At 61.5% G+C, this 20,396-nt stretch carries 20 protein-coding genes; 7 read left to right on the forward strand and 13 right to left on the reverse strand.

The features are described 5' to 3' along the window. Positions 1-161 precede the first annotated feature (161 nt). Positions 162-2,066, forward strand: coding sequence for an alkaline phosphatase D family protein (locus M2D63_RS24335; protein WP_285865626.1), 1,905 nt, complete (start codon positions 162-164; stop codon positions 2,064-2,066). Between the two features lie 31 nt (positions 2,067-2,097). On the opposite strand, the gene M2D63_RS24340 is transcribed toward M2D63_RS24335, so the two are convergent. The 6 genes from M2D63_RS24340 to M2D63_RS24365 all read right to left on the reverse strand — a co-directional run bounded on the left by M2D63_RS24340 (position 2,098) and on the right by M2D63_RS24365 (position 7,713). Then, the gene (locus tag M2D63_RS24340; protein WP_285865627.1) at positions 2,098-2,793 is read right to left on the reverse strand and encodes a glutamine amidotransferase; all 696 of its coding nucleotides are present in this window, start codon (positions 2,791-2,793) and stop codon (positions 2,098-2,100) included. Positions 2,794-2,811: 18 nt separating this feature from the next. Next, positions 2,812-3,867, reverse strand: coding sequence for a 2Fe-2S iron-sulfur cluster-binding protein (locus M2D63_RS24345; RefSeq protein WP_285865628.1), 1,056 nt, complete (start codon positions 3,865-3,867; stop codon positions 2,812-2,814). Positions 3,868-3,871: 4 nt separating this feature from the next. Next, positions 3,872-4,825, reverse strand: coding sequence for a diiron oxygenase (locus M2D63_RS24350; RefSeq protein ID WP_285865630.1), 954 nt, complete (start codon positions 4,823-4,825; stop codon positions 3,872-3,874). A 203-nt stretch (positions 4,826-5,028) separates the two neighbouring features. Next, a complete protein-coding gene (gene rssC / locus M2D63_RS24355; protein WP_013971741.1) occupies positions 5,029-5,511 on the reverse strand; it encodes an anti-sigma factor antagonist RssC in 483 nt (160 codons plus the stop codon). Further along, on the reverse strand, positions 5,508-6,692 hold the full coding sequence (gene rssB / locus M2D63_RS24360) for a two-component system response regulator RssB (RefSeq protein ID WP_285865631.1): 1,185 nt from the start codon (positions 6,690-6,692) through the stop codon (positions 5,508-5,510). Before rssB ends, rssC begins: the two co-directional genes overlap by 4 nt. 313 nt (positions 6,693-7,005) lie before the next feature. After that, positions 7,006-7,713, reverse strand: coding sequence for a VacJ family lipoprotein (locus M2D63_RS24365; RefSeq protein WP_285865632.1), 708 nt, complete (start codon positions 7,711-7,713; stop codon positions 7,006-7,008). A gap of 199 nt (positions 7,714-7,912) precedes the next feature. Here M2D63_RS24365 and M2D63_RS24370 point away from each other — a divergent pair, with 199 nt between their 5' ends. Together M2D63_RS24370 and M2D63_RS24375 are read left to right on the forward strand one after the other, a co-directional pair. Then, positions 7,913-8,482, forward strand: a complete 570-nt coding sequence (locus tag M2D63_RS24370; protein ID WP_285865633.1) for a phosphonoacetaldehyde phosphonohydrolase-related protein — start codon at positions 7,913-7,915, stop codon at positions 8,480-8,482. Positions 8,483-8,606: 124 nt separating this feature from the next. Next, positions 8,607-8,870 (forward strand): DUF4404 family protein, encoded by a 264-nt coding sequence (locus M2D63_RS24375; protein ID WP_285865634.1) that lies wholly within the window; start codon positions 8,607-8,609, stop codon positions 8,868-8,870. A gap of 112 nt (positions 8,871-8,982) precedes the next feature. On the opposite strand, the gene queF is transcribed toward M2D63_RS24375, so the two are convergent. After that, positions 8,983-9,813, reverse strand: coding sequence for an NADPH-dependent 7-cyano-7-deazaguanine reductase QueF (gene queF, locus M2D63_RS24380; RefSeq protein WP_285865635.1), 831 nt, complete (start codon positions 9,811-9,813; stop codon positions 8,983-8,985). A 62-nt stretch (positions 9,814-9,875) separates the two neighbouring features. Further along, positions 9,876-10,370, reverse strand: coding sequence for a cupredoxin family protein (locus M2D63_RS24385; protein WP_285865636.1), 495 nt, complete (start codon positions 10,368-10,370; stop codon positions 9,876-9,878). A gap of 155 nt (positions 10,371-10,525) precedes the next feature. Here M2D63_RS24385 and M2D63_RS24390 point away from each other — a divergent pair, with 155 nt between their 5' ends. After that, the gene (locus M2D63_RS24390; protein WP_285865637.1) at positions 10,526-11,206 is read left to right on the forward strand and encodes a heavy metal response regulator transcription factor; all 681 of its coding nucleotides are present in this window, start codon (positions 10,526-10,528) and stop codon (positions 11,204-11,206) included. Further along, positions 11,203-12,561, forward strand: a complete 1,359-nt coding sequence (locus M2D63_RS24395; protein ID WP_285865646.1) for a heavy metal sensor histidine kinase — start codon at positions 11,203-11,205, stop codon at positions 12,559-12,561. Before M2D63_RS24390 ends, M2D63_RS24395 begins: the two co-directional genes overlap by 4 nt. Positions 12,562-12,626: 65 nt before the next feature. On the opposite strand, the gene M2D63_RS24400 is transcribed toward M2D63_RS24395, so the two are convergent. The 3 genes from M2D63_RS24400 to M2D63_RS24410 all read right to left on the reverse strand — a co-directional run bounded on the left by M2D63_RS24400 (position 12,627) and on the right by M2D63_RS24410 (position 15,885). Next, a complete protein-coding gene (locus M2D63_RS24400) occupies positions 12,627-13,871 on the reverse strand; it encodes a lipoprotein-releasing ABC transporter permease subunit (RefSeq protein WP_285865639.1) in 1,245 nt (414 codons plus the stop codon). Positions 13,872-13,943: 72 nt separating this feature from the next. Next, positions 13,944-14,627: a lipoprotein-releasing ABC transporter ATP-binding protein LolD gene (lolD, locus tag M2D63_RS24405; RefSeq protein WP_285865640.1), complete on the reverse strand. Its 684-nt coding sequence runs from the start codon at positions 14,625-14,627 to the stop codon at positions 13,944-13,946. 7 nt (positions 14,628-14,634) lie between these two features. Beyond that, positions 14,635-15,885, reverse strand: coding sequence for a lipoprotein-releasing ABC transporter permease subunit (locus M2D63_RS24410; RefSeq protein WP_285865641.1), 1,251 nt, complete (start codon positions 15,883-15,885; stop codon positions 14,635-14,637). Between the two features lie 94 nt (positions 15,886-15,979). On the opposite strand from M2D63_RS24410, the gene M2D63_RS24415 reads away from it, so the two are divergent. Further along, the gene (locus M2D63_RS24415; protein WP_285865642.1) at positions 15,980-16,567 is read left to right on the forward strand and encodes a PilZ domain-containing protein; all 588 of its coding nucleotides are present in this window, start codon (positions 15,980-15,982) and stop codon (positions 16,565-16,567) included. Positions 16,568-16,596: 29 nt separating this feature from the next. Next, the gene (locus M2D63_RS24420) at positions 16,597-17,319 is read left to right on the forward strand and encodes a glycerophosphodiester phosphodiesterase (RefSeq protein WP_285865643.1); all 723 of its coding nucleotides are present in this window, start codon (positions 16,597-16,599) and stop codon (positions 17,317-17,319) included. A gap of 42 nt (positions 17,320-17,361) precedes the next feature. Here the strand turns inward: M2D63_RS24420 and sthA are convergent, their stop codons facing one another. Then, a complete protein-coding gene (gene sthA, locus M2D63_RS24425; protein WP_285865644.1) occupies positions 17,362-18,756 on the reverse strand; it encodes a Si-specific NAD(P)(+) transhydrogenase in 1,395 nt (464 codons plus the stop codon). A 288-nt stretch (positions 18,757-19,044) separates the two neighbouring features. Further along, positions 19,045-20,040, reverse strand: coding sequence for an FAD:protein FMN transferase (locus tag M2D63_RS24430; protein ID WP_285865645.1), 996 nt, complete (start codon positions 20,038-20,040; stop codon positions 19,045-19,047). Positions 20,041-20,396: the final 356 nt, after the last annotated feature.

The following is a 20,396-nucleotide window of genomic DNA, read 5'->3' on the forward strand; positions in this document are numbered from 1 at the left end:
CGGACCGCGCCCTGGGGTCGTGGGGGGCCGCCATCCCCACCGGGTGGCCGTTGTCCTAGCAGGCCAATATGAAAACCCCCCACGGGGGGCCACGCCCGCCCCTCCGGGTGTTGGCGGGGGCTTCACCCGCGATGCTTTCGATCTTGCTTTCAGAGATGTTGATGTCTGAATCTTCCGCGCTACCCGCAGTACTGGCCGGCCCTGTGCTGCGCCGTCTTGAATCACAACGGATGGTGTTCTGGTTGGTGGCTTCACAGCCCCTGCAGCCAGCACTTGAGCTGAGCTGTGCAGGCATCACTGCGACAATCGACTGCACCATCGTCCCCGTCGGCCGCCAGGCCTTCGTCCATCTGCTCGACATCGCCCTCGACGGCCCGCTGCCCTGCGACGTACAGATCGACTACGACCTGATCCTGCAAACCGCCGAAGGCGCGCAAGGCATCGCCCAGTGGGCCCCGCACCTGCTCTACCCTGGCGCCCGACAGGCAAACTTCGTCCTGCATTCGCGCCTTGGACAGGTACTCCACGGCTCCTGCCGCAAGCCGCACCACCCGGCCGCCGATGGCTTGCTGTGCGCCGATCGGCTGCTGATGCAGTGCAGCGACCCAGCGACGCGCCCTGCCCTGTTGATGATGAGTGGCGACCAGGTCTACGCCGACGATGTCGCCGGGCCCATGCTGCGCGCCATCCATGCGCTGATCGAGCGCCTGGGGTTGTTCGACGAACAGTTGCAAGGTGCGGTGGTCGAGTCCGCCAGTGCGCTCTACCAGCACCCTGCCAGCTATTACCACCGCGCCGACCTGCTGCCAGCCCTTCAGAGCAATGAAACCCTGCGCGAGCGCTTTTTCGGTGGCGCGCGCAAGCCTATCTTCACCAGCAGCAATGCCGACAACCACCTGGTGACCTTCGCCGAGGTCATGGCCATGTACCTGCTGGTCTGGTCGCCGGTGCCCTGGCGCCTGATCGCGCCACAGATGCCTTCGGGGCTGACCGACCAGCGACAGGCACGCTACCGGCAGGAACAACAGTTGATCGATGGCTTCGTCAGCGGCCTGGAGGGCGTGGCCAGGGTACTGGCGCACCTGCCGAGCCTGATGATCTTCGACGATCACGACATCACCGATGACTGGAACCTGTCGGCGCAATGGGAACAGACCGCCTATGGACATCCGTTTTCCAGGCGCATCATCGGCAACGCCCTGCTCGGCTATCTGCTGTGCCAGGGCTGGGGCAATGACCCGGATGCCTGCCGCGAACTGGTGCTCCAGTGCCAGGCGTTGTGCCAGAGCGCACTCGACGCCCCCTGCCTGGACGCACCCGACCAGGACGCACTGATCGAGGCAGCGCTACGGTTTCAGGGCTGGCAGTTCGTGCTGCCCAGCAATCCTCCCCTACTGGTGCTCGACACCCGCACTCGCCGCTGGCGCAGTGAGAGCAACCTGGCCAAGCCCTCCGGCCTGCTCGACTGGGAGGCCCTGTGCGAACTGCAACAGGCCCTGCTCGACCATCCTTCGGCCATCATCGTGTCGCCGGCGCCGATCTTCGGGGTCAAGCTGATCGAAAGCGTGCAACGGGTGTTCAGCTGGCTGGGCTACCCGCTGCTGGTCGATGCCGAGAACTGGATGGCCCATCGCGGCGCCGCCCAGGTCATCCTCAACATCTTCCGGCACTCGCGCACGCCGGGGCATTACGTGATCCTCTCGGGCGACGTGCATTACTCCTTTGTCTACGAAGTGCTGATCCGCCATCGCCAACGCAGCCCGCACCTGTGGCAGATCACCAGCAGCGGCATCAAGAACCAGTTTCCTCGGCGCCTGCTGGATACCTTCGACAGCCTCAACCGCTGGCTGTATTCGCCCCGCTCACCCTTGAACTGGTTCACCAAGCGCCGGCAGATGGAAGTGATTCCGCGCACCCCCAGCCACAGCAAAGCTGGCGAGCGGCTGTGGAACAGCGCTGGCCTTGGCCAGGTGCTTTTCAATGAACAGGGACAGCCGCAGCGGATTTACCAGCTTAACGCCGACGGTACGGCAGCTACGGAATTTCCGCCACGCCAGGTGCAATAGCCAGGGAAGACGGCCAAGCAGAATGGATGACTCAATTGAGCTGTTTAACCCAGTCCTCAATGACTCGTCGACAGGCTTGCTCCAACTGGTCACCCATTTGGGACGCCTGCAGTCTTAGATCAGTTGGGTCAATGCCTTGCGCTGCAAGTTCAGCGGCATGCCCCACAAGCCATTGCTCGATCCGCCCGCTATCGGCTTCCAGGTGAAACTGCAGGGCAAGCAGGTTATTGCCCAAGGAAAAAGCCTGATTGCCACACAAATCAGTCTCAGCCAATCGCTGCGCCTGCTCAGGAATATCGAACTGATCTCCATGCCAATGCAGCACCGGCACGTCATTCAACCGAGCAAGCACCGACTCTTGACCTGAGGCGGTCAGGCTTAGCTTTCCGAAACCGATCTCCTTGCCCGGCATCGGGTAGACCTTCGCCCCTAACGCACGAGCGATCAGCTGGGCGCCCAGGCATATTCCAAGCAGAGGTCTGCCCGATTTCAATCGTCGACGGATCAGTTCCAGCTCCTCAGTCAGGAACGGATAACTCACCTCTTCATAAGCCCCAATTGGCCCTCCCAGGATAACAACCAGATCGGCTTTCTGTTCATCAATTGCAGCGAAGGACATGGTGCAGACATCCAGGTAATGAATGCTGTACCCCAGCTCAACCAGAACCGGCTCCAGATAACCCAGATCCTCGAAATGAATATGGCGCAACACCAACAACGTTTTCATTGATCACCCTTTTGTCATTCAGTTGTTCGAACCGAACTGGTTAACCGCGACCGTCACCGACTCGTCTGCGGGAAAAGCACAGCAGGCAAGGACGTAACCTGCCGCCCGTTCTGCCTCGCCAAGCGCGAAATCTGCCTCAAGCTGGCACGTACCCCGGATCATCTTGATCCGGCAACTGCCACAGATTCCGGATCGGCACTGGTGAGGCACCGATATATCGGACTCCAGAAGATGCTCAAGAAGGCTCTTGCCAGGACGCAACGCGATCAGTTCGGCAACCCCCTGAACCTGAAGGTACCTGGTTGCCGCTTCGGTCCCGCCAATGTTTTTCAATGAAACCGATGCTGAGGAAAAAGCCTCGATCATGACTTCACTCTGCGGAAACTTTCGAACTCTTTCCTGCATCGACCTGGCAAAGGATTGACTGCCGCAAATGACCACAGCATCCGGAGTCGGCAGGCAATCAAAGGTCGCGGCTGAAGGTCGCCCCTGATGGAAAGGTTCGCATACGCCGGACCGAAGGCTTCTGGTCAAGTACAGGTCGACGGAAAGCCAGGGCGAAGAAGCCTCGAGGGCCAACAACTCGACAACAAAAGGCGCATCCGAAAGGCTGGGAACACACCACACCAGCCTTACCGATGGAGCGTAACCAAGCTTCTGGTAATGGCTATCCAACGCTCGCAGAAGACCGATGGGCAGTGTCACCCCAATACCACCGGCAAGCATCAGCACCTGTTTGCAGGACAAGAGTCGCTCAACAGTAATATCGCCAGCAGGCACCTGACTGCTGAGCAAGTCGCCAACCGCCAGGGTATTAAACAACCGATCCGCAACTTGCTGACGACCACTCTCCTGAATCGCAACTTCAAATTGATTCGGTGGAACAACCCGGATAATGGAATAACAGCGCTCCTGAGGCGAACCATTTACACCAGAGAAGCCCAACGACACATAGCGCCCAGCCTTGTACTCCGCCGATTCAAAAATCGCGCCCAATACTCTGAAACGAAACACCTTGACTGACTTCGTTTCACCCACAACAGAGACACAACTAACTTGCACTGATTGGCTCATAAGTTCAACCCATTGCGGAGTTGAAAGCCTGGCTACGCACCACAGCCGGCGAATTCAAACCGACTCGATCAATCAGCTTCTCGACCGACTCGACATAAACTCCGACTTCATTGTTGTCCCCCGTATCATGAAGGATAGCGTCCGCACCTGGAAGCCCTACTATCGAAAATGCTGCTTTCCATGCCCCGAGCTCATTGTTGGCGAACATATCTACCGTCTTCAATACTACCGACTTGAAATAGGCACGCTCCCGCTCGGAAAGACCTCTTAGAATATCACTTGCGGCAAAACTGAATACACTGGAGTGACTCCACTCATCCCTGGCATGGGTACTCGTCACTTCGTGGCAAATCTTTTGTATGCTTGAATCTTCTGCCATCACCTTCAGATAGTCGGTGATGAGTGTTTCGCTGGCACAGGCTATACCGAAGCGCGTCAGGCGCCGCTCCCACTCGGCACTGCAGGTAGCAAGCAGCGCATTTCTCCAAGCCACCAGATTGAAATCCGTAAAATCCAGGAACTCTATACCACGCATTGCGTAAATGTAATTGCAGGCATCAACCGACATTTTTGTATGCAACGCTTCATCAAGCAACGATTCAACCATGACTGATTGTAAAACGGCCCGATTACAGGAGCTGGCAGGTGGCGCCTTTATAATATCCTCACAGGCAGGTGCCACCACATTGGTTTCTATATAGATAGTTTTTAGATTGTAGATTATCCATGCATAAGAAAGACACTTGGATTTAATTTCTACATCAGCGTCTTTCCACGCCTGATGATTCTTGAACGGCAACAGCTGCTCGCTAAAATCACTTCGAGATGCGTCAAACTCTAGCACAGAAAAATCACACAAACCCGCGTTCACTGCTGCGCGACTTTTCCACAGACCGGAAAGCCTGGATAACATAAATCCAACTGCGTCAGTTTCGGCCTGCATAACATTATCATCCATGATGTCACACTCCACTAAACTTAAAGTTCGTGGCGAGAATAGCAACAACCTGGATATGCCGCACCTCGGAATATGTAAGATTTATCCCGACACACAAACAGGAACTACTTCCAGATTGAATTCAGCCAGAGTGCGAATACGCAACGATATATTGAAAATATTGCAACAAGCAGCCCATGCGGGAGCCCCGCATGGCTTATCCGTCAGGTGCGCTCGAGGGCGTTGACCAGGTCGTGGAAGGCTTCGCGGTTGGAGTCGTTCAGGCCCATGAGGATCTTGTGCGCTTCGAGTACCTTGGAACGCACCACGTCCTCGTTCTGGTCCTGGGACGGCAGGTCGGTCAGGCACTCAGGGCACGGGATCGGCCGATCGACGATGTTGAACACCTGGTCGAAGCCCATGGACTGCAGCAACCGGGAAATGTCCGGGTTGGTAGTCACCACGGTCGGCAACAGGCCGACCTTCTGCCGCGACAGGATCGAGAGCTTGGCCAGCAAGCCCAGGGTGGTGCTGTCGATGCTTTCGGTCTCAGTCAGATCGATGACGATCGCCGAGAAATTCAGCGCCGTAAAGATCTTTTCAATAGTCGCATCCAGCGCCGAACACAGCGTCAGGCGCACTTCACCGACAAACTTCAGAACGAACGTGCCGCTCTGCTCGGCGAACTGGATTCTTCCCGTACTCATTGAAGGTTCCTGCTCAACACCAATAGGGCGATATCATCCGGCATCTCCCCAAGCGTAGCCAATCCGAATCGTTGGCGCAGCCCATCCAGGCTACCCCCTGCGGCCTTGATGATTTCAGGCAGGGCCGCTTCTTTATCTTTGAGTGTGTCCCCGGGCAAAAGGTCCAGAATGCCATCAGAGAGCAAGGTCAGGCTGAACTGGGGCGGCAGCTCCAGGACGTGGTCCTGGTAGGTCGCTTCTTCGAACAGTCCGACCGGCAGCCCGCGGCCTTCCAGGTAACGGCTCTGGCCCGGGGTATAGAGGACCGGCAACGGCAGGTGACCGCCGATGCTGTAGGTCATGAGACCGGTGTCTTCGTCGATCACACCGCCGACCATGGTCACATGCTTGCCCAGCTTGCAGTTGATCAGGCCGCGGTTGATGTGCCCGAGCACTTCCGACGGCTTGAACTCACGTAGCTTGCCACCGCGCTTGAATTCGAACAGCAGGCGGGTGGTCATGAATTTCAACAGCACGGTGACGAACGCCGAAGAGGCGCCGTGACCGGAAACGTCTGCCAGGTAGAACGCCACACGACGCTCGTCGACCCGGAAATAGTCGGCAAAGTCGCCCGACAAGTACAGCGACGGAATGATCTGGTGCTCGAACGACAGGTCGTCGGCCACCCAGGGACTTTCCGGCAGCATGTTCATCTGCACCTGGCGCCCGGCGGTCTGGTCTTCCTGGAGCAGGTGCAGGCTGGCTTCCAGTTCGCGGTTGGCGGTTTCGAGCTTTTCCCGGTAACGCTGGTTTTCCAGCACCAGGTAGGCCCTATCCAGTGCCCGGCGCACCGAGTGCTCCAGCACCGCGAGGTCTTCCAGCGGCTTGATCAGATAATCGGCCGCGCCCAGGCGCAACGCTTCCACCGCATCGTTCATCACCCCGGCACCGGACACCACGATCACCGGCAATTCGGGGGCGCGCTCGGTCACCTGGCGAATCAGCTCCAGGCCGCCCATTTGCGGCATGCGCAGATCGCAGATCACAAGGTCAGGCTTTTCCTGTTCGAAGACCTGAAGGCCCTGCAGGCCGTTACTTGCCTGCAGGACATTGAAACCACTGTCTTCAAGGTAAGCAGCGAGACTCGCACGTACGACGTCGTCGTCATCGATTATCAGCAGCGTTGCACTGTTTTTCTGCATGTGGGCAAACGGCGCCAGAATTAGGTTGGCGTAGGCGGCTCGACAAGGCGTGAGCACGCGTACTGGATTCGCTTCTAGCCACTCTACTATGAGTTGTAGGACAAGACAGGTTGTCCGGCAACCAGCAGAGGTGCCCTGTAAGGCGCAGACGGTACTCCCATCCGCCAGGCGTTTCAAGGGTAGGCCGATGCTCGCGGTTGCTGTTTGCAGGCTAAAGCACCGGGAGTTATAAAAACCCCTTTGGCAGCTACCTAATGGAATGTTGCAGGTAAGAAAAAAGCGGCCCGCAGGCCGCCTTTTTCACCAGCAACGATCAGAAGTCGTCTTTGACTTCGCCATCCTTGACCTTGAACTCGCGGTTCTGCAGGTAGGCGTTGCGAATGAACACGTACTTGTCGCCGGTGATCAGCTTCTCGCTCGACAGCAGGTTGGCGCGGGTATCGACCACATCCACGGCGAGCGCTGTGTTGCGGGTCGGCACATGGTCGATGTAACGGTAGGGTTCGGTATAGGTATCGGGGTACTTGGCGAAGGCGTCGCGCACGGTGCTCGGGCCGAGCAGCGGCAGCATCACGTAAGGACCACTGCCTACACCCCAGTAACCCAGGGTCTGACCGAAGTCTTCGTCGTTGCGCTGCAAGCCCATCTTGGTGCCGACGTCGAAGAAACCGGCCAGGCCGAAGGTGGTGTTGACGATCAACCGCGCCGTATCGACACCCGCCGCGTGGGGCTTGAGCTGCAGGATATTATTCGCCAGGTTGGTGACATCACCGATGTTGAGGAACATGTTGTGAATGCCGTCTTCGAGGAACTGCGGGGTAACCGCCTGGTATCCCTTGGCCAGCGGCTTGAGCGCGTAGGTATCGACCGTGTCATTGAAGCGGAAGATCGGCCGGTTGATGCTTTCCCAGGGATCGTCCTCGGTGGCCGCCTGGGCTGCACCCAGGGGTGCCAGCAACAGGCTGGCGCAGACACAGGCCCGGGTCATCCGATCGATCACGCCTGCTCCGTTCCTACGCATAGAGTTACTCCTCGACAGTCACTGCGGCAGGTGCTGTGCGCCTGCTCGCCAAAAAAGGAAACAAGTATAAAGGGTCTTCCGTTTAGACGCAGCCTGACACAAATGAGGTAACTAATTTGTGAACATCTGTTGCCTGGCCGCGTAATCAGACCGTCACACGCCGAGTGTAGCCTGCAGGTTATTTTTCAGGGACGTTGCCATGCCAGACTCGCCCGCCCTCACCGCCCTGCTGTTCGGCCTGCGTGGCTGCCTGGTCGAAGCCGGTGCCAACCCGCACGCTGCTCAACCCACGCCCGGCGCCTTGCAGGCCCTCGAATGGTTGCACCGCCAGCAGGTGCCCTGCGCCTGGCTGGACGAGGTGTCCAGCGCCGATGCCGAACACCTGGCAAGCCCCCTGCCCGGCTGGCTGAAGGCCCTGCATGGCAGCGCCACGCCCTGGCCGGCGCCAGACGCCTGCTGGCAGGCCTTGATGGCCCTCAACACCCAAAGTCTCGACGGTTGCGTGCTGGTCAGTGGTGAGCCGCGCCTGCTGCAATCAGGCCTCAATGCGGGCCTGTGGACCATCGGCCTGGCCACCTGCGGCTCGTTGTGCGGGGTCGACAGCCAGCAGTGGCAGGCACTCAGCCCGCAGGAGCAGGAACGCAAGCGTGGCAAGGCCACCCTGCAACTGTTCGCCCTGGGCGTGCACTCGGTGATCGATCATCTGGAGTCGTTGAGCGATTGCCTGGCCGACATCGCACAGCGCCGCCTGAAAGGTGAAAAACCCTGACACAGGGCCGTTGATCCCGGTCATGCAAAGCGCCGTGCGGTGGATTACTCTAGAAGACGAGGTATGGACCTTTCGCCTGCTGCCGGGGTCCATGACTGTGCCTATTCATAGAGGGAGACCACCCATGCCTGCCCGCGAACTGCAAGAGCAACTCGACGCCCTGCGCGAGCAACTGGAGCAGAACCCACCGCTCTCGGAAGAAGAGCGCGAGCACCTGCACGAACTGATGCAGCAAATCGAGGCCAAGATCGAACTGGAGGCCGTGACCCCGGACAACAACCTGGTCGATGGCGTAAACCTTGCCGTGGAGCGGTTCGAAGTCGATCACCCAGGCTTGACTGCCACCTTGCGCAACATAGTCCAGAGCCTGCAGAGCATGGGCATCTGAAGCCCCTGACCGCTGCTGTGAGGCGGCGGTTGGTGGGAGCGGGCTTGCCCCGCGATCGCGTGCGGTCAGTCACATACCATCGCGGGGCAAGCCCGCTCCTACAAACGGCTCGTTACTGACGAACCAGTCGCAGGTTCTGCAAAGTCACGGTCTCGGTGCTGCGGTACGGGTTGATGTCCAGCCCGCCACGGCGCACATAACGTGCATAGACGGTCAGGAACTCGGGGTTGAGCAGGCGCTTGAGGTCCAGGTAGATTCGCTCCACGCACTGCTCGTGGAAGTCGGCATGCTGGCGGAAGCTGATCAGGTAGGTCAGCAGGCTTGTATGATCCAGCGCCGCGCCGCGGTAGTGCACGGTGACGCTGCCCCAGTCCGGCTGGCCGGTCACCGGGCAGTTGGACTTGAGCAGGTGGCTGTGCAGGGTTTCTTCGACGATGCGGCTGCTGTCGCAACGCAGCAACTCCGGCTGGGGCTGCTCGTAGTTGCTGATGCTCACGTCCAGGTCGTCGATGCACACACCCGGCAAGGCCACCACGCCCTGCCCTTCAACCTCGGCCAGGCTGCGGATCTGCACCGCCACCGGCTTGCCGGCCGCGGCCGACAGGTCTTTTTCCAGACACGCCTGCACGGCAGCGGACGATTCGAACTCGGTCTGGTTCAGGGAGTTCAGGTACAGCTTGAACGACTTGGATTCGATGATGTTCGGCGAATCGGCCGGGATTGCGAATTCACCGATGGCCACCACCGGCTTGCCCGATGGCAGCAGCCAGGACAGCTCGAAGCAGTTCCAGAAATCCACCCCCTGCCACGGCAGGGTCTGGGCGCTGACACCCAGTTCGGCCCATTTGGCCGCACGCGGGATGGGGAACAGCAGCGATGGCGTGTAAGTGGCGATGTATTCGCTGGACTTGCCCAGCGGGGAGTGTTCGGCGGCGGGATGCATGGCTCAAACCTGAAGGACGAAATGCGCCTAGTTTATCGGGTTTGAGCCCTGCGTTGGGCCTGTTATTGGCCGATTGTCAGCTTGCCGACCATGCCGACCTGGTAATGGCCCGGGACGTTGCAGGCAAATTCGATGGGGGCGGACTGGCTAAAGGTCCAGGTCAGTTCGGCGCGCTTGCCCGGCTCGACCATCACCGTGTTGGGATCGTCGTGCTTCATGCCCGCCCCATGCTGCATGCCGCCGTGGCCCATGGCCGCATGGTCCATCTGGCCCTGCATGGCGATCATTTCCTTTTGATGCCTGGCATGCATGACCGCATCGCCCAGGCTGAACTCGTGCACCACCGCACCCTTGTTGACTAGCACGAAGCGCACGGTTTCACCGGCCTTGACCTGCAGGCTGCGCGGTTCGTAGTACATGTCGCCCATGACGATTTCCACGGTACGGTCGGCCTTGGCCGCGGCCGCCGGTTCACCGAAGGCGAACGAATGCGCAGGGGACGCCAGCGAAGGCAGGCTGAACAGCCCCAGGGCGCCGGCAATAAAGAGGTGTTTCATGTCAGGCCCACTCCAGGGTTGCGACGATTCAGGCTTCACTGTAGAAAACCGGCGCTGGCAGCGACCTGACAAAAAGATTACAACTTTGTCAGCTTGGCCACCCGGCACGCCCGACACGGTATAACCCCAGGCATTACCTGCCCAAGAGCCCTGCAATGAAACTGTTGATCGTCGAAGACCAGACCAAGACCGGCCACTACCTGTGCCAGGGCCTCAGTGAAGCAGGCTTTGCCACGGAACTGGCCGCCGACGGCAATACCGGCCAGCACCTGGCCCTGACCGGCGACTACGACCTGTTGATCCTCGATGTGATGCTGCCCGGCCGTGATGGCTGGCAGATTCTCCAGGCCGTGCGCGCCGCCGGCCTTGAGATTCCGGTGCTGTTCCTCACGGCTCGCGATGCCGTGGAAGACCGCGTGCATGGCCTGGAGCTGGGCGCCGACGACTACCTGGTCAAGCCCTTTGCCTTTTCCGAATTGCTGGCCCGGGTACGCAGCCTGTTGCGCCGCGGCAGCAGCCCGGCCCAGGAAACCAGCCTGGGCCTGGCCGACCTGCGTCTGGACCTGATCCGTCGCCGGGTCGAACGCAGCGGCCAGCGCATCGACCTGACCGCCAAGGAGTTCGCCCTGCTCGAACTGCTGCTGCGCCGCCAGGGCGAGGTGTTGCCCAAGTCGCTGATTGCCTCGCAGGTCTGGGACATGAACTTCGACAGCGACACCAACGTCATCGAAGTGGCGATCCGCCGCTTGCGCCTGAAGATCGACGATGGCCATGAGTACAAACTGATCCACACCGTACGCGGCATGGGCTACGTGCTCGAAGAGCGTTCGGCCTGATGCGCCGGTTATCCCTGGGCAGCCGCCTGGCACTGCTGTTTGCCGCCTGTACGGCGGCGGTGTCGCTGATGGCGGGTGTGCTGTTCAGCAGCGCCAGCGAGCGCCATTTCATCGAGCTGGACCAGCAACTGCTCAACAGTCGCCTGTCGCTGCTGCGGCAAATGCTCGACGGCGTGCACGACCCGGCCAGCCTCGCCCCGCGCCTGCCCGCGCTGCAAACCGAACTGAGCCACCAGGCCGACCTCGCCGTGCGCATCCGTGGCAGCGACGGGAAGATCTGGTTCGACAGCCAGGCCGGCCTGCCCGAGTCGCCGCAGGTACCCGGCCTGAGCACCCTGCACAGCACCAGCAGCGATTATCGCAGCCTGTGCGTCAACCTCGACGATGGCGATCGACAGTCCGCGCAGTTGACCCTGTTCCTCGACATCACCCACCACCAGCACTTTCTCCAGCGCATGCAGCAACTGATCTGGCTGACCGTCGGCCTCTCGGCCCTGGCCACCGCCCTGCTCGGTGCCTGGGCCGCGCGCAGCGGCTTGCGGCCCTTGCGGCAGATGGGCGAGGTGGCTTCGCAGGTGTCGGCGCGCTCGCTGACCACGCGCCTGCCCGAAGCGCAGATGCCGGTGGAACTGGCGGAGCTGGCGCAAACCGTCAACGCCATGCTGGAGCGCCTGGACGATGCCTTCCAGCGCCTGTCGGCCTTCTCCGCCGACATCGCCCATGAATTGCGCACGCCACTGTCGAACCTGCTTACCCACACCCAGGTCACCCTCACCCGCCCGCGCGAGCTGGATGAGTACCGCGAAGCCCTGCACAGCAACCTCGAGGAGCTGCAGTGGATGGCGCAACTGGTCAACGACATGCTCTACCTGGCCAAGGCCGACCACGGCCTGCTGATGCCCAGCCGCCAGCAGCTGGCGCTTGAAGACGAGACCGACGCCCTGCTCGAATACTACGGGCCGCTGGCCGAGGAAGCCGGGGTGTTGCTGCGCCGCGAGGGCCAGGCCAGCCTGGACGGTGACCGCAATATGCTGCGCCGGGCCCTGTCCAACCTGCTGGACAATGCGCTGCGTTTTACCCCGACCGGTGGTGAGATCCGGGTAAGCATTGAAAAACCCGAAGGACGGGTACGGCTACAGGTTGCCAACCGTGGTGCACCGATCGATGCGGCGCTGCTGCCAAAACTGTTCGACCGTTTCTACCGGGCCGACCCGGCGCGGCGCGAAGGCAGCAGTGAGCATGCGGGGTTGGGGCTAGCGATCACCCGGTCCATCGTGCAAGCCCATGGGGGCAGCATTGCGGCCGAGTCGTCCGGGGGCTGGACGCGGTTTGTGATCGACTTGCCGAGGGTGTGAGGCCTATCGCGGGGCAAGCCCGCTCCTACAGTTCCCGTAGGAGCGGGCTTGCCCCGCGAAGAACATCACTCGTAACGCAAGGCGTACGCCGGCTCCACCTGCGAAGCCCGCCACGCCGGGTACAAGGTAGCCAGAAAACTCATCACCAGGCCGGCGCTGCAGATCAGCGCCACATCGCCCCACTGCAACTCCGACGGCAGGCTGCTGATGAAGTACACGTCGGACGTGAAGATATGCTGCCCGCTGACCCGCTCCAGCCAGCCGACGATCTGGCTGACATTGAGCGCGGCAATCACCCCGAGCACGCCACCGATCAAGGTGCCGACGATGCCGATCAGGGTGCCCTGGACCATGAAGGTGCCCATGATCTGCGCCGGGGTCGCGCCGATGGTGCGCAGGATGGCGATGTCCGCCCCCTTGTCGTTGACCACCATGATCAGCGTGGCAATGATGTTGAACGCCGCCACGGCAATGATCATCAGCAGCAACAGGCCGATCATGGTCTTTTCCATTTTCATGGCACTGAACAGGCTGCCCTGGGTGTGCGACCAGTCATCGGCGCGGTACTCGCCACCCAGGCTGGCGGCAATGGCCTTGGACACTTGTGGCGCTTCGTACAGGTCCTTGAGCTTGAGGCGCACGCCCTGCACCTGGTTCGGCTGCCAGCGCTGCATCTGCGCGGCATCGGCCATGTGGATATAGGCCATGGAGCCATCCAGCTCGGCACCGACCTTGAACACCCCGACCACGTTCAGGCGCTGCATGCGCGGGGTGATACCGCCCGGGGCGCTGCTGACTTCCGGCACGATCAGGGTCAGCTTGTCGCCGACGTTCAGGCGAAAGCGCCGGGCCGTGATCTCACCGATCACCACACCGTATTCGCCCGGCTGCAGCCCCTGCAGGCTGCCCTGGACAATGTGCTGGCCAACGATGGAGACCTTGCCTTCCTGGGCCGGGTCGATACCACTGACCTGGATCGGCTGCATCGCCCCCTTGTACGACAGCATGCCCTCCATTTCGGTCAGGGGCGCCGCGGCGATCACCCTGGGGTTCTTCAGCGCGGCATCGGCCACCGGCTGCCAGGCGTCCAGCGGCTGCACGCCGAGGATGCTGGCGTGGGGCACCATGCCGAGAATCCGCGCGCTCATTTCGCGCTGGAAGCCGTTCATCACCGACAACACCACGATCATCGCCAGCACGCCCAGGGACAGGCCGATCATCGAGGTCATGGAGATGAACGAGATGAAATGGTTGCGGCGCTTGGCGCGGGTGTAGCGCGCGCCGATGAAAATAGACAAGGGTCTGAACATGAACGGAAGCACCCAGGTAAAAAAAAGGAACAAGGTGCCCGGCAGAACCTGCGGGCACGCTGCACGGCCAGGTCAGATCGGCACCAGGTGCCCATCCTCCAGGCGCAGCACGCGGTCCATCTGGCGCGCCAGGTTGAGGTCGTGGGTCACCACCAGGAAGGCGGTCTGCGACGAACTGCTGAGCTCGCGCATCAGGTCCTGGATGCCCTGGGCGGTGTGGTGATCGAGGTTGCCGGTCGGCTCGTCGAGCATCACCAGCCCCGGACGGTTGACCAGGGCCCGGGCGATGGCCACACGCTGGCGCTCGCCACCGGACAGTTCGGCCGGCTTGTGGGTGAGGCGATGGCCCAGGCCCACGCGCTTGAGCAGGGCTTCGGCACGCTCGCGCGCCTCCGGGATCGCGGTGCGGCCGATCAGCAGCGGCATGCACACGTTCTCCAGGGCCGTGAACTCCGGCAGCAGGTGGTGGAACTGGTAGACGAAGCCCAGGGCGCGGTTGCGCAGCAGGCCGCGGGCACGCTCGCCGAGGGCCGAGAGCTCTTCGCCGGCCAGCCAGACACTGCCCTGGCTTGGCGTGTCGAGGCCGCCCAACAGGTTGAGCAAGGTACTCTTGCCCGAACCGGAACTGCCGACGATCGCCACCCGCTCACCGGCGTGCAGCTCCAGCTGCAGGCCGGACAACACCTGCACCGACTCCGGGCCTTCCTCGTAGGACTTGCCCAGGTTGCGGCAACTCAGCACTGCTTTATCACTCATGCCCAACTCACTCATAACGTAGCGCCTCCGCAGGCTGGGTGCGTGCCGCACGCCAGGCCGGATACAGGGTGGCGAGGAAACTCAGGACCAATGCCGCACCGCAGACCATCCACACGTCTTCGGCCATGATCCGCGACGGCAGGTAGTCGATGAAGTAGACGTCGGCATTGAGGAACTTGTGGCCGATCAGGGTTTCGAGCCCGGCGATCGCGGCACTGACATTGAGCGCGGCGAGGATGCCGACCAGCGCGCCGATCAGGGTGCCGACCACGCCGATTACCGTGCCCTGGACCATGAAGATGGCCATGATCTGCCCCGGTGTCGAACCCAGGGTGCGCAGGATGGCGATGTCGCCCTTCTTGTCGTTGACCACCATCACCAGGGTGGAAATGATGTTGAACGCCGCCACCGCCACGATCAGCAACAGCAGCAGGCCGATCATGGCCTTCTCCATGCGGATCGCCTGGTACAGGTTGCCGTGGGTGCGGGTCCAGTCGCGGGCGTAGAACTCCTGGTCGCCCAGCTTCTGGGCGATGTCCCAGGCGGTGCGCGGGGCCTGGAACAGGTCGTCGAACTTCAGGCGCAGGCCCTGGACCTGGTCGGCCTTCCAGCGGTGCAGGCGCGACAGGTCCGACAGGTTGGTCAGGCCCAGGTAGCCGTCGATCTCGCCGGCGCCGACGTGGAAGATGCCGACCACGGTGAAGCGCTTCATGCGCGGGAACATCCCGGCGGGAGTCACGGTGACCTCGGGGGCGACGAAGGTCAGCTTGTCGCCGATGCCGACGCCCAGCTTGGTCGCCGCCTTGTCGCCGATCATGATGCCGAACTCGCCCGGGGCCAGGTCATCGAGCTTACCTTCACGAATGAAGTTGTCGATGATCGACACCTGCCGTTCCTGGGCCGGATCGACGCCATTGAGCAGCACCTTCTGCACCTTGCCCTCATGGGTGAGCAGGCCCTGCATCTGGGTGAACGGCGCTACCGCCACAACCCGCGGGTTCTGCTTTACTTGACTGGCAAGGGCGGGCCAGTTGTTGATCGGCTGGCCGGTTTCGAGGGTGGCATGGGGCACCATGCCCAATACCCGGGTGCGCATTTCATGATCGAAACCGTTCATGACCGACAGCACCACGATCATCACCACCACGCCCAGGGCGAGGCCGATCATCGAAGTCAGGGAAATGAACGAGACGAAATGGTTGCGACGCTTGGCACGGGTGTAACGCGTACCGATGAATACGAAGAGAGGTCTGAACATGTCGGGGCTTGTTCGGATGAAAGAGGAACGTCCTTGTGGCGGGGCTTGAATAGCAGCTTTACACTCAGACCACCGCCGCTACCATGGGTTCGCCATGTCGACATTAGATGAAGAAGATCGCCGCGAATACTACCGTATCGACGATAGGATCGCACTGGAAATTAGCCCGCTGAGCGCAGCCGAAGCCCTTGGCTCAGACTTGTTGCAAGATGATTCCCCGCTGTTCAACCTGCTCAGTGAATTGCACCTGAGCGAGTTCGAATCCCAGCACCTGCTGCGCCAGCTCAGCGACAAGGATCGCGTGCTGGCTGCCTTCCTGAAAGCCCAGAACAAGCGCATCGACCTGCTCAGCGCCGTCGTCGCCCAGACCCTGCTCGGCCAGCTCAGCGCGCCGCAGCCGGTGGTGCTGTCCGAAGGTGGCCTCGAGTTCCACCAGCAGCAACCGATTGCCGCCGGCAGCCGGGTGGCGATAAAGATGGTGCTGATGCCCCAGGCCCTGGGCCTGCTACTGCGTGCCCGGGTAACCCATTGCGACCGCGAGGCCGATGGCCAGCATGCCATCGGCACCGAGTTCGTCGACATCACCGATGCCCAGCGCCAGTTGCTGGCCCGCTACATCCTGCAACGACAAGCCCAACAACGACGCCAGGCGCTGGAACAGAACACCTCCAACGCCTCCTAGCGCTTCACTCTTTTCTTGAAGGAACAAACGTGACCCAGATTTACGGCCACCGTGGCGCCAAGGGCGAAGCCCCCGAGAACACCCTGACCAGCTTCCAGCAGTGCCTCAAGCACGGCGTACGACGCTGCGAACTGGACCTGCACCTGTCGGCCGACAACGAGCTGATGGTCATTCACGACCCCAGCCTCAAGCGCACCACCGGCCGGCGCGGCAAGGTGGTCGAGCAAAACGCTGCGGACCTGGTGACCTTTGACGCGCGCAAGGGCGGGCCGGGCTGGGTGTCGCCCTGCCCCATTCCACGCCTTCAAACCCTGTTCGAGCACTGCGACTTCGAACACTGGCAACTGGAGGTCAAGAGCGCCTCGCGCACCCGTGCCGCCACCACCGTGCTGGCGATTCGCGAACTGGCCCAGCAGCATGGCCTGCTCGACAAGATCACCATTACTTCAAGTTCACGGGAAGTGCTGGGTGCAGCCCTTGAGCTGACGCCGGATATCGCGCGGGGACTGGTCGCCGAATACGCCTGGCTCGACCCGCTGAAGGTCGCCCAGAACTATGGCTGCAACTTGCTGGCATTGAACTGGACACTATGCACCCCCGAGCGCCTGCTCAAGGCCCAGCGCCAGGGATTGCACGTGTCGGTGTGGACGGTCAACGAGCCGGCGCTGATGCGCAGGCTCGCCGACTTCGGCGTAGACAGCCTGATTACAGACTTTCCCGGTTTGGCCAGCGCCACCCTCGAGAATCGCTGAAATCGGTCTCCCCGGCCGGCTCAGGCCACCGGCCGGAGCCGCTCAAAAAAGCCGGTTGAGGCCGTCGTAGGCCGCTACCCGATAGGCTTCGGCCATGGTCGGGTAGTTGAAGGTGGTGTTGACGAAATACTTCAAAGTATTGCGCTCACCCGGCTGGTCCATGATCGCCTGGCCGATGTGGACGATCTCCGAGGCCTGGTAGCCGAAGCAGTGCACGCCGAGGATTTCCAGGGTTTCGCGGTGGAACAGGATCTTCAGCATGCCTTGCGGCTCGCCGGCGATCTGCGCACGCGCCATACCCTTGAAGAAGGCCTTGCCGACTTCGTACGGCACTTTGGCCTGGGTCAACTCCTGCTCGTTCTTGCCGATCGAGCTGATCTCCGGAATGGTGTAGATACCGGTCGGCACGTCGTTGACGAAGCGCCAGCTGCCATTGTCGACGATGCTGCCAGCGGCCGAACGGCCCTGGTCGTGGGCGGCACTGGCCAGGCTCGGCCAGCCGATCACATCGCCGGCACCGTAGATGTTCTGCAAGTGGGTGCGGTAGTTCTCGTCGACCTCGATCTGACCACGGCTGTTGACCTTGATGCCGATGTTTTCCAGGCCCAGCTTGTCGGTGTTGCCGGTACGGCCGTTGCACCAGAGCAAGGCGTCGGCCTTGATCTTCTTGCCAGACTTGAGGTGCAGGATCACACCGTTGTCCAGGCCTTCGACACGGTCGTACTCTTCGTTGTGACGAACCGTGATGTTGTTGTTGCTGAAGTGGTAGCTCAACGCCTGGGAAATTTCCGAGTCGAGGAAGCTCAGCAACTGGCTACGGTTGTCCACCAGTTCGACCAGCACACCCAGGCCGCTGAAGATCGAGGCGTATTCGCAACCGATGACCCCGGCGCCGTAGACGATCAGCTTGCGCGGGGTGTGGCCGAGGCTGAGGATGGTGTCGCTATCGTAGATCCGCGGGTGGTGGAAATCGATATCGGCCGGACGATACGGACGCGAACCGGTGGCGATGATGATGTGCTTGGCCACCAGCTTCTCGACCACGCCGTTGGCGCAGACCACTTCGACGGTCTGCTCGTCGGCGAAGCTGCCGGTGCCGAAGAACACGTCGACACGGTTGCGGGCGTAGTAGCCGGTGCGCGAGGCGACCTGCTTGGAGATGACTTTCTCGGCGCTCTTGAGCACGTCGGGGAACGAGAACCAGCGAGGCTCACCAATGGCCCGGAACATCGGGTTGGTGTTGAACTGCATGATCTGGCGGACCGAGTGACGCAGGGCCTTGGACGGGATGGTACCCAGGTGGGTGCAGTTGCCGCCGACCTGGCGACGGCTGTCGACCATCGCCACCTTGCGTCCTGCTTTGGCAGCATTCATTGCCGCCCCTTCTCCTGCGGGGCCGGAACCCAGCACCACTACGTCGTAGTTGTAGACAGCCATGCGTACTCCTTCAGAACAGGCCCGGTCGCCACATTGGCGAGCGGGGCTAGATCATGTCGCCAGCGGCGCCATGAAAAAATTCGGGTGCAGTCTAATCAAGCTTGAACGCCGCGCACATTAACCCTTGGTCGCGTCGTAGGCTATTTTTCTCTGCACTACATCACAAAGTCTCATTCATTCCTGCGAACCCTGTGGGAGCTGGCGAAGCCTGCGATGGGTTCGACTCGATATCGGTGTCGTTTTCATCGCTGGCTTCGCCAGCTCCCACAGGGTGGCCATTGCATGTACCTATCGGGTTACCTGCTCGAAGGCCGGGGTGCTCCGGGCGACGAAACCCTCGGCGACCCGGGTCACGAACACCGCGGCAATCCCGTGCTTGAGGGCAAACTCCCAGCCTGCCTGCGGCCCGAGGATCAGCAGCACAGTGGAATAGCCGTCGGCCATCAGCGTCGAGCGATCGAATACGGTCACCGCTGCCAGGTCGTGCCGCACGGGTGCGCCGAGACGAGCATCGAAGGCGTGCGAATAGCGCCGGCCATTCTCCTCGAAATAGTGGCGATAGTCACCGGAGGTCGACACACCGAAACCCTCCAGCGGCACGATCTGACGGGCAATCTGGCGATCGTCACGGGGCAATTCGAGGGCGATTTTCCAGGCACCGCCATCGGCCTTGCTGCCGACCGCCTTGAGCTCACCGGTGACTTCGACCAGTAAATCCGCGACTCCCAGCGCTTTTAGCCGCGCCACCAGCAGGTCGACGGCAAAGCCGGCGGCGAGGCTGTTGAAGTCCAGCTCCACAGGCGCATCCTTGCACAGCTGCTCGCCCACTATGCGCAAATGCCCATGCCCGACACGCTGGCGAGCACTGTCCAGCGCCTGGGTATCCGGCACTTTTTCCGCTCGCGACTGCGGGCCGAACCCCCATAGATCGAGCAAAGGCTCCACGGTGAGATCGAAAGCACCCGCGCTTTGCTGCGACAGCTGCTCACCCAACCGCACCAGCTCCAGCACCTCGACGGGCATGGCCTGGCAGTTGCCCGCTGGCAGGCGGTTGAACGTCGCGACCAGTGAATCGCCACGATAGGTGGAAAAGCGCTGGTCGATCATCGCCAGCACCTGCTCCACCTCGTGCTGCACCACCTGCGGCGCAGGCCCGCTGGCCGTGCGAATGTATTGCACGGTGTAACTGCTGCCCATGGTCGGCCCGCTGATGCGCTCCAGCGCATCACCCGGCTTGCAGGCCGCCAGCACCAGCAGCAGCGCCATCCACAACCCTCTGCCCATCCATCCTCCTTAAACACGGGGCGAAAAAAGCTCTTCACGAAATCCTGGGGACTATGATCCTGGGCTTGGGCTGGACTTGGGTGTCGAGGCTGCGGACTTATCCTTTCAATACGGCGACGCTGCCGGCCCCTTCCGCCCTTACGGCGGGTTCCTTTTGTCTTGGCAAAAGGAACCAAAACCGCTGCTCCTGCATCCGGCCCTGCGCTGCGCTCCGGGTTCCCTCGCTACGGTCGCGAAGTTACGGGTGGTGCCTGTGCTGGCGCATCTTCGAAGGCATAGGTTGGCGCAGCCTGGCTGACGCCATCGCGGGGCAAGCCCGCTCCTACGGTTGCTCTTGATCTTCATGCGCGTCAGTT

It is taken from the genome of Pseudomonas sp. BJa5, from assembly GCF_030272875.2.
Lineage (GTDB): Bacteria > Pseudomonadota > Gammaproteobacteria > Pseudomonadales > Pseudomonadaceae > Aquipseudomonas.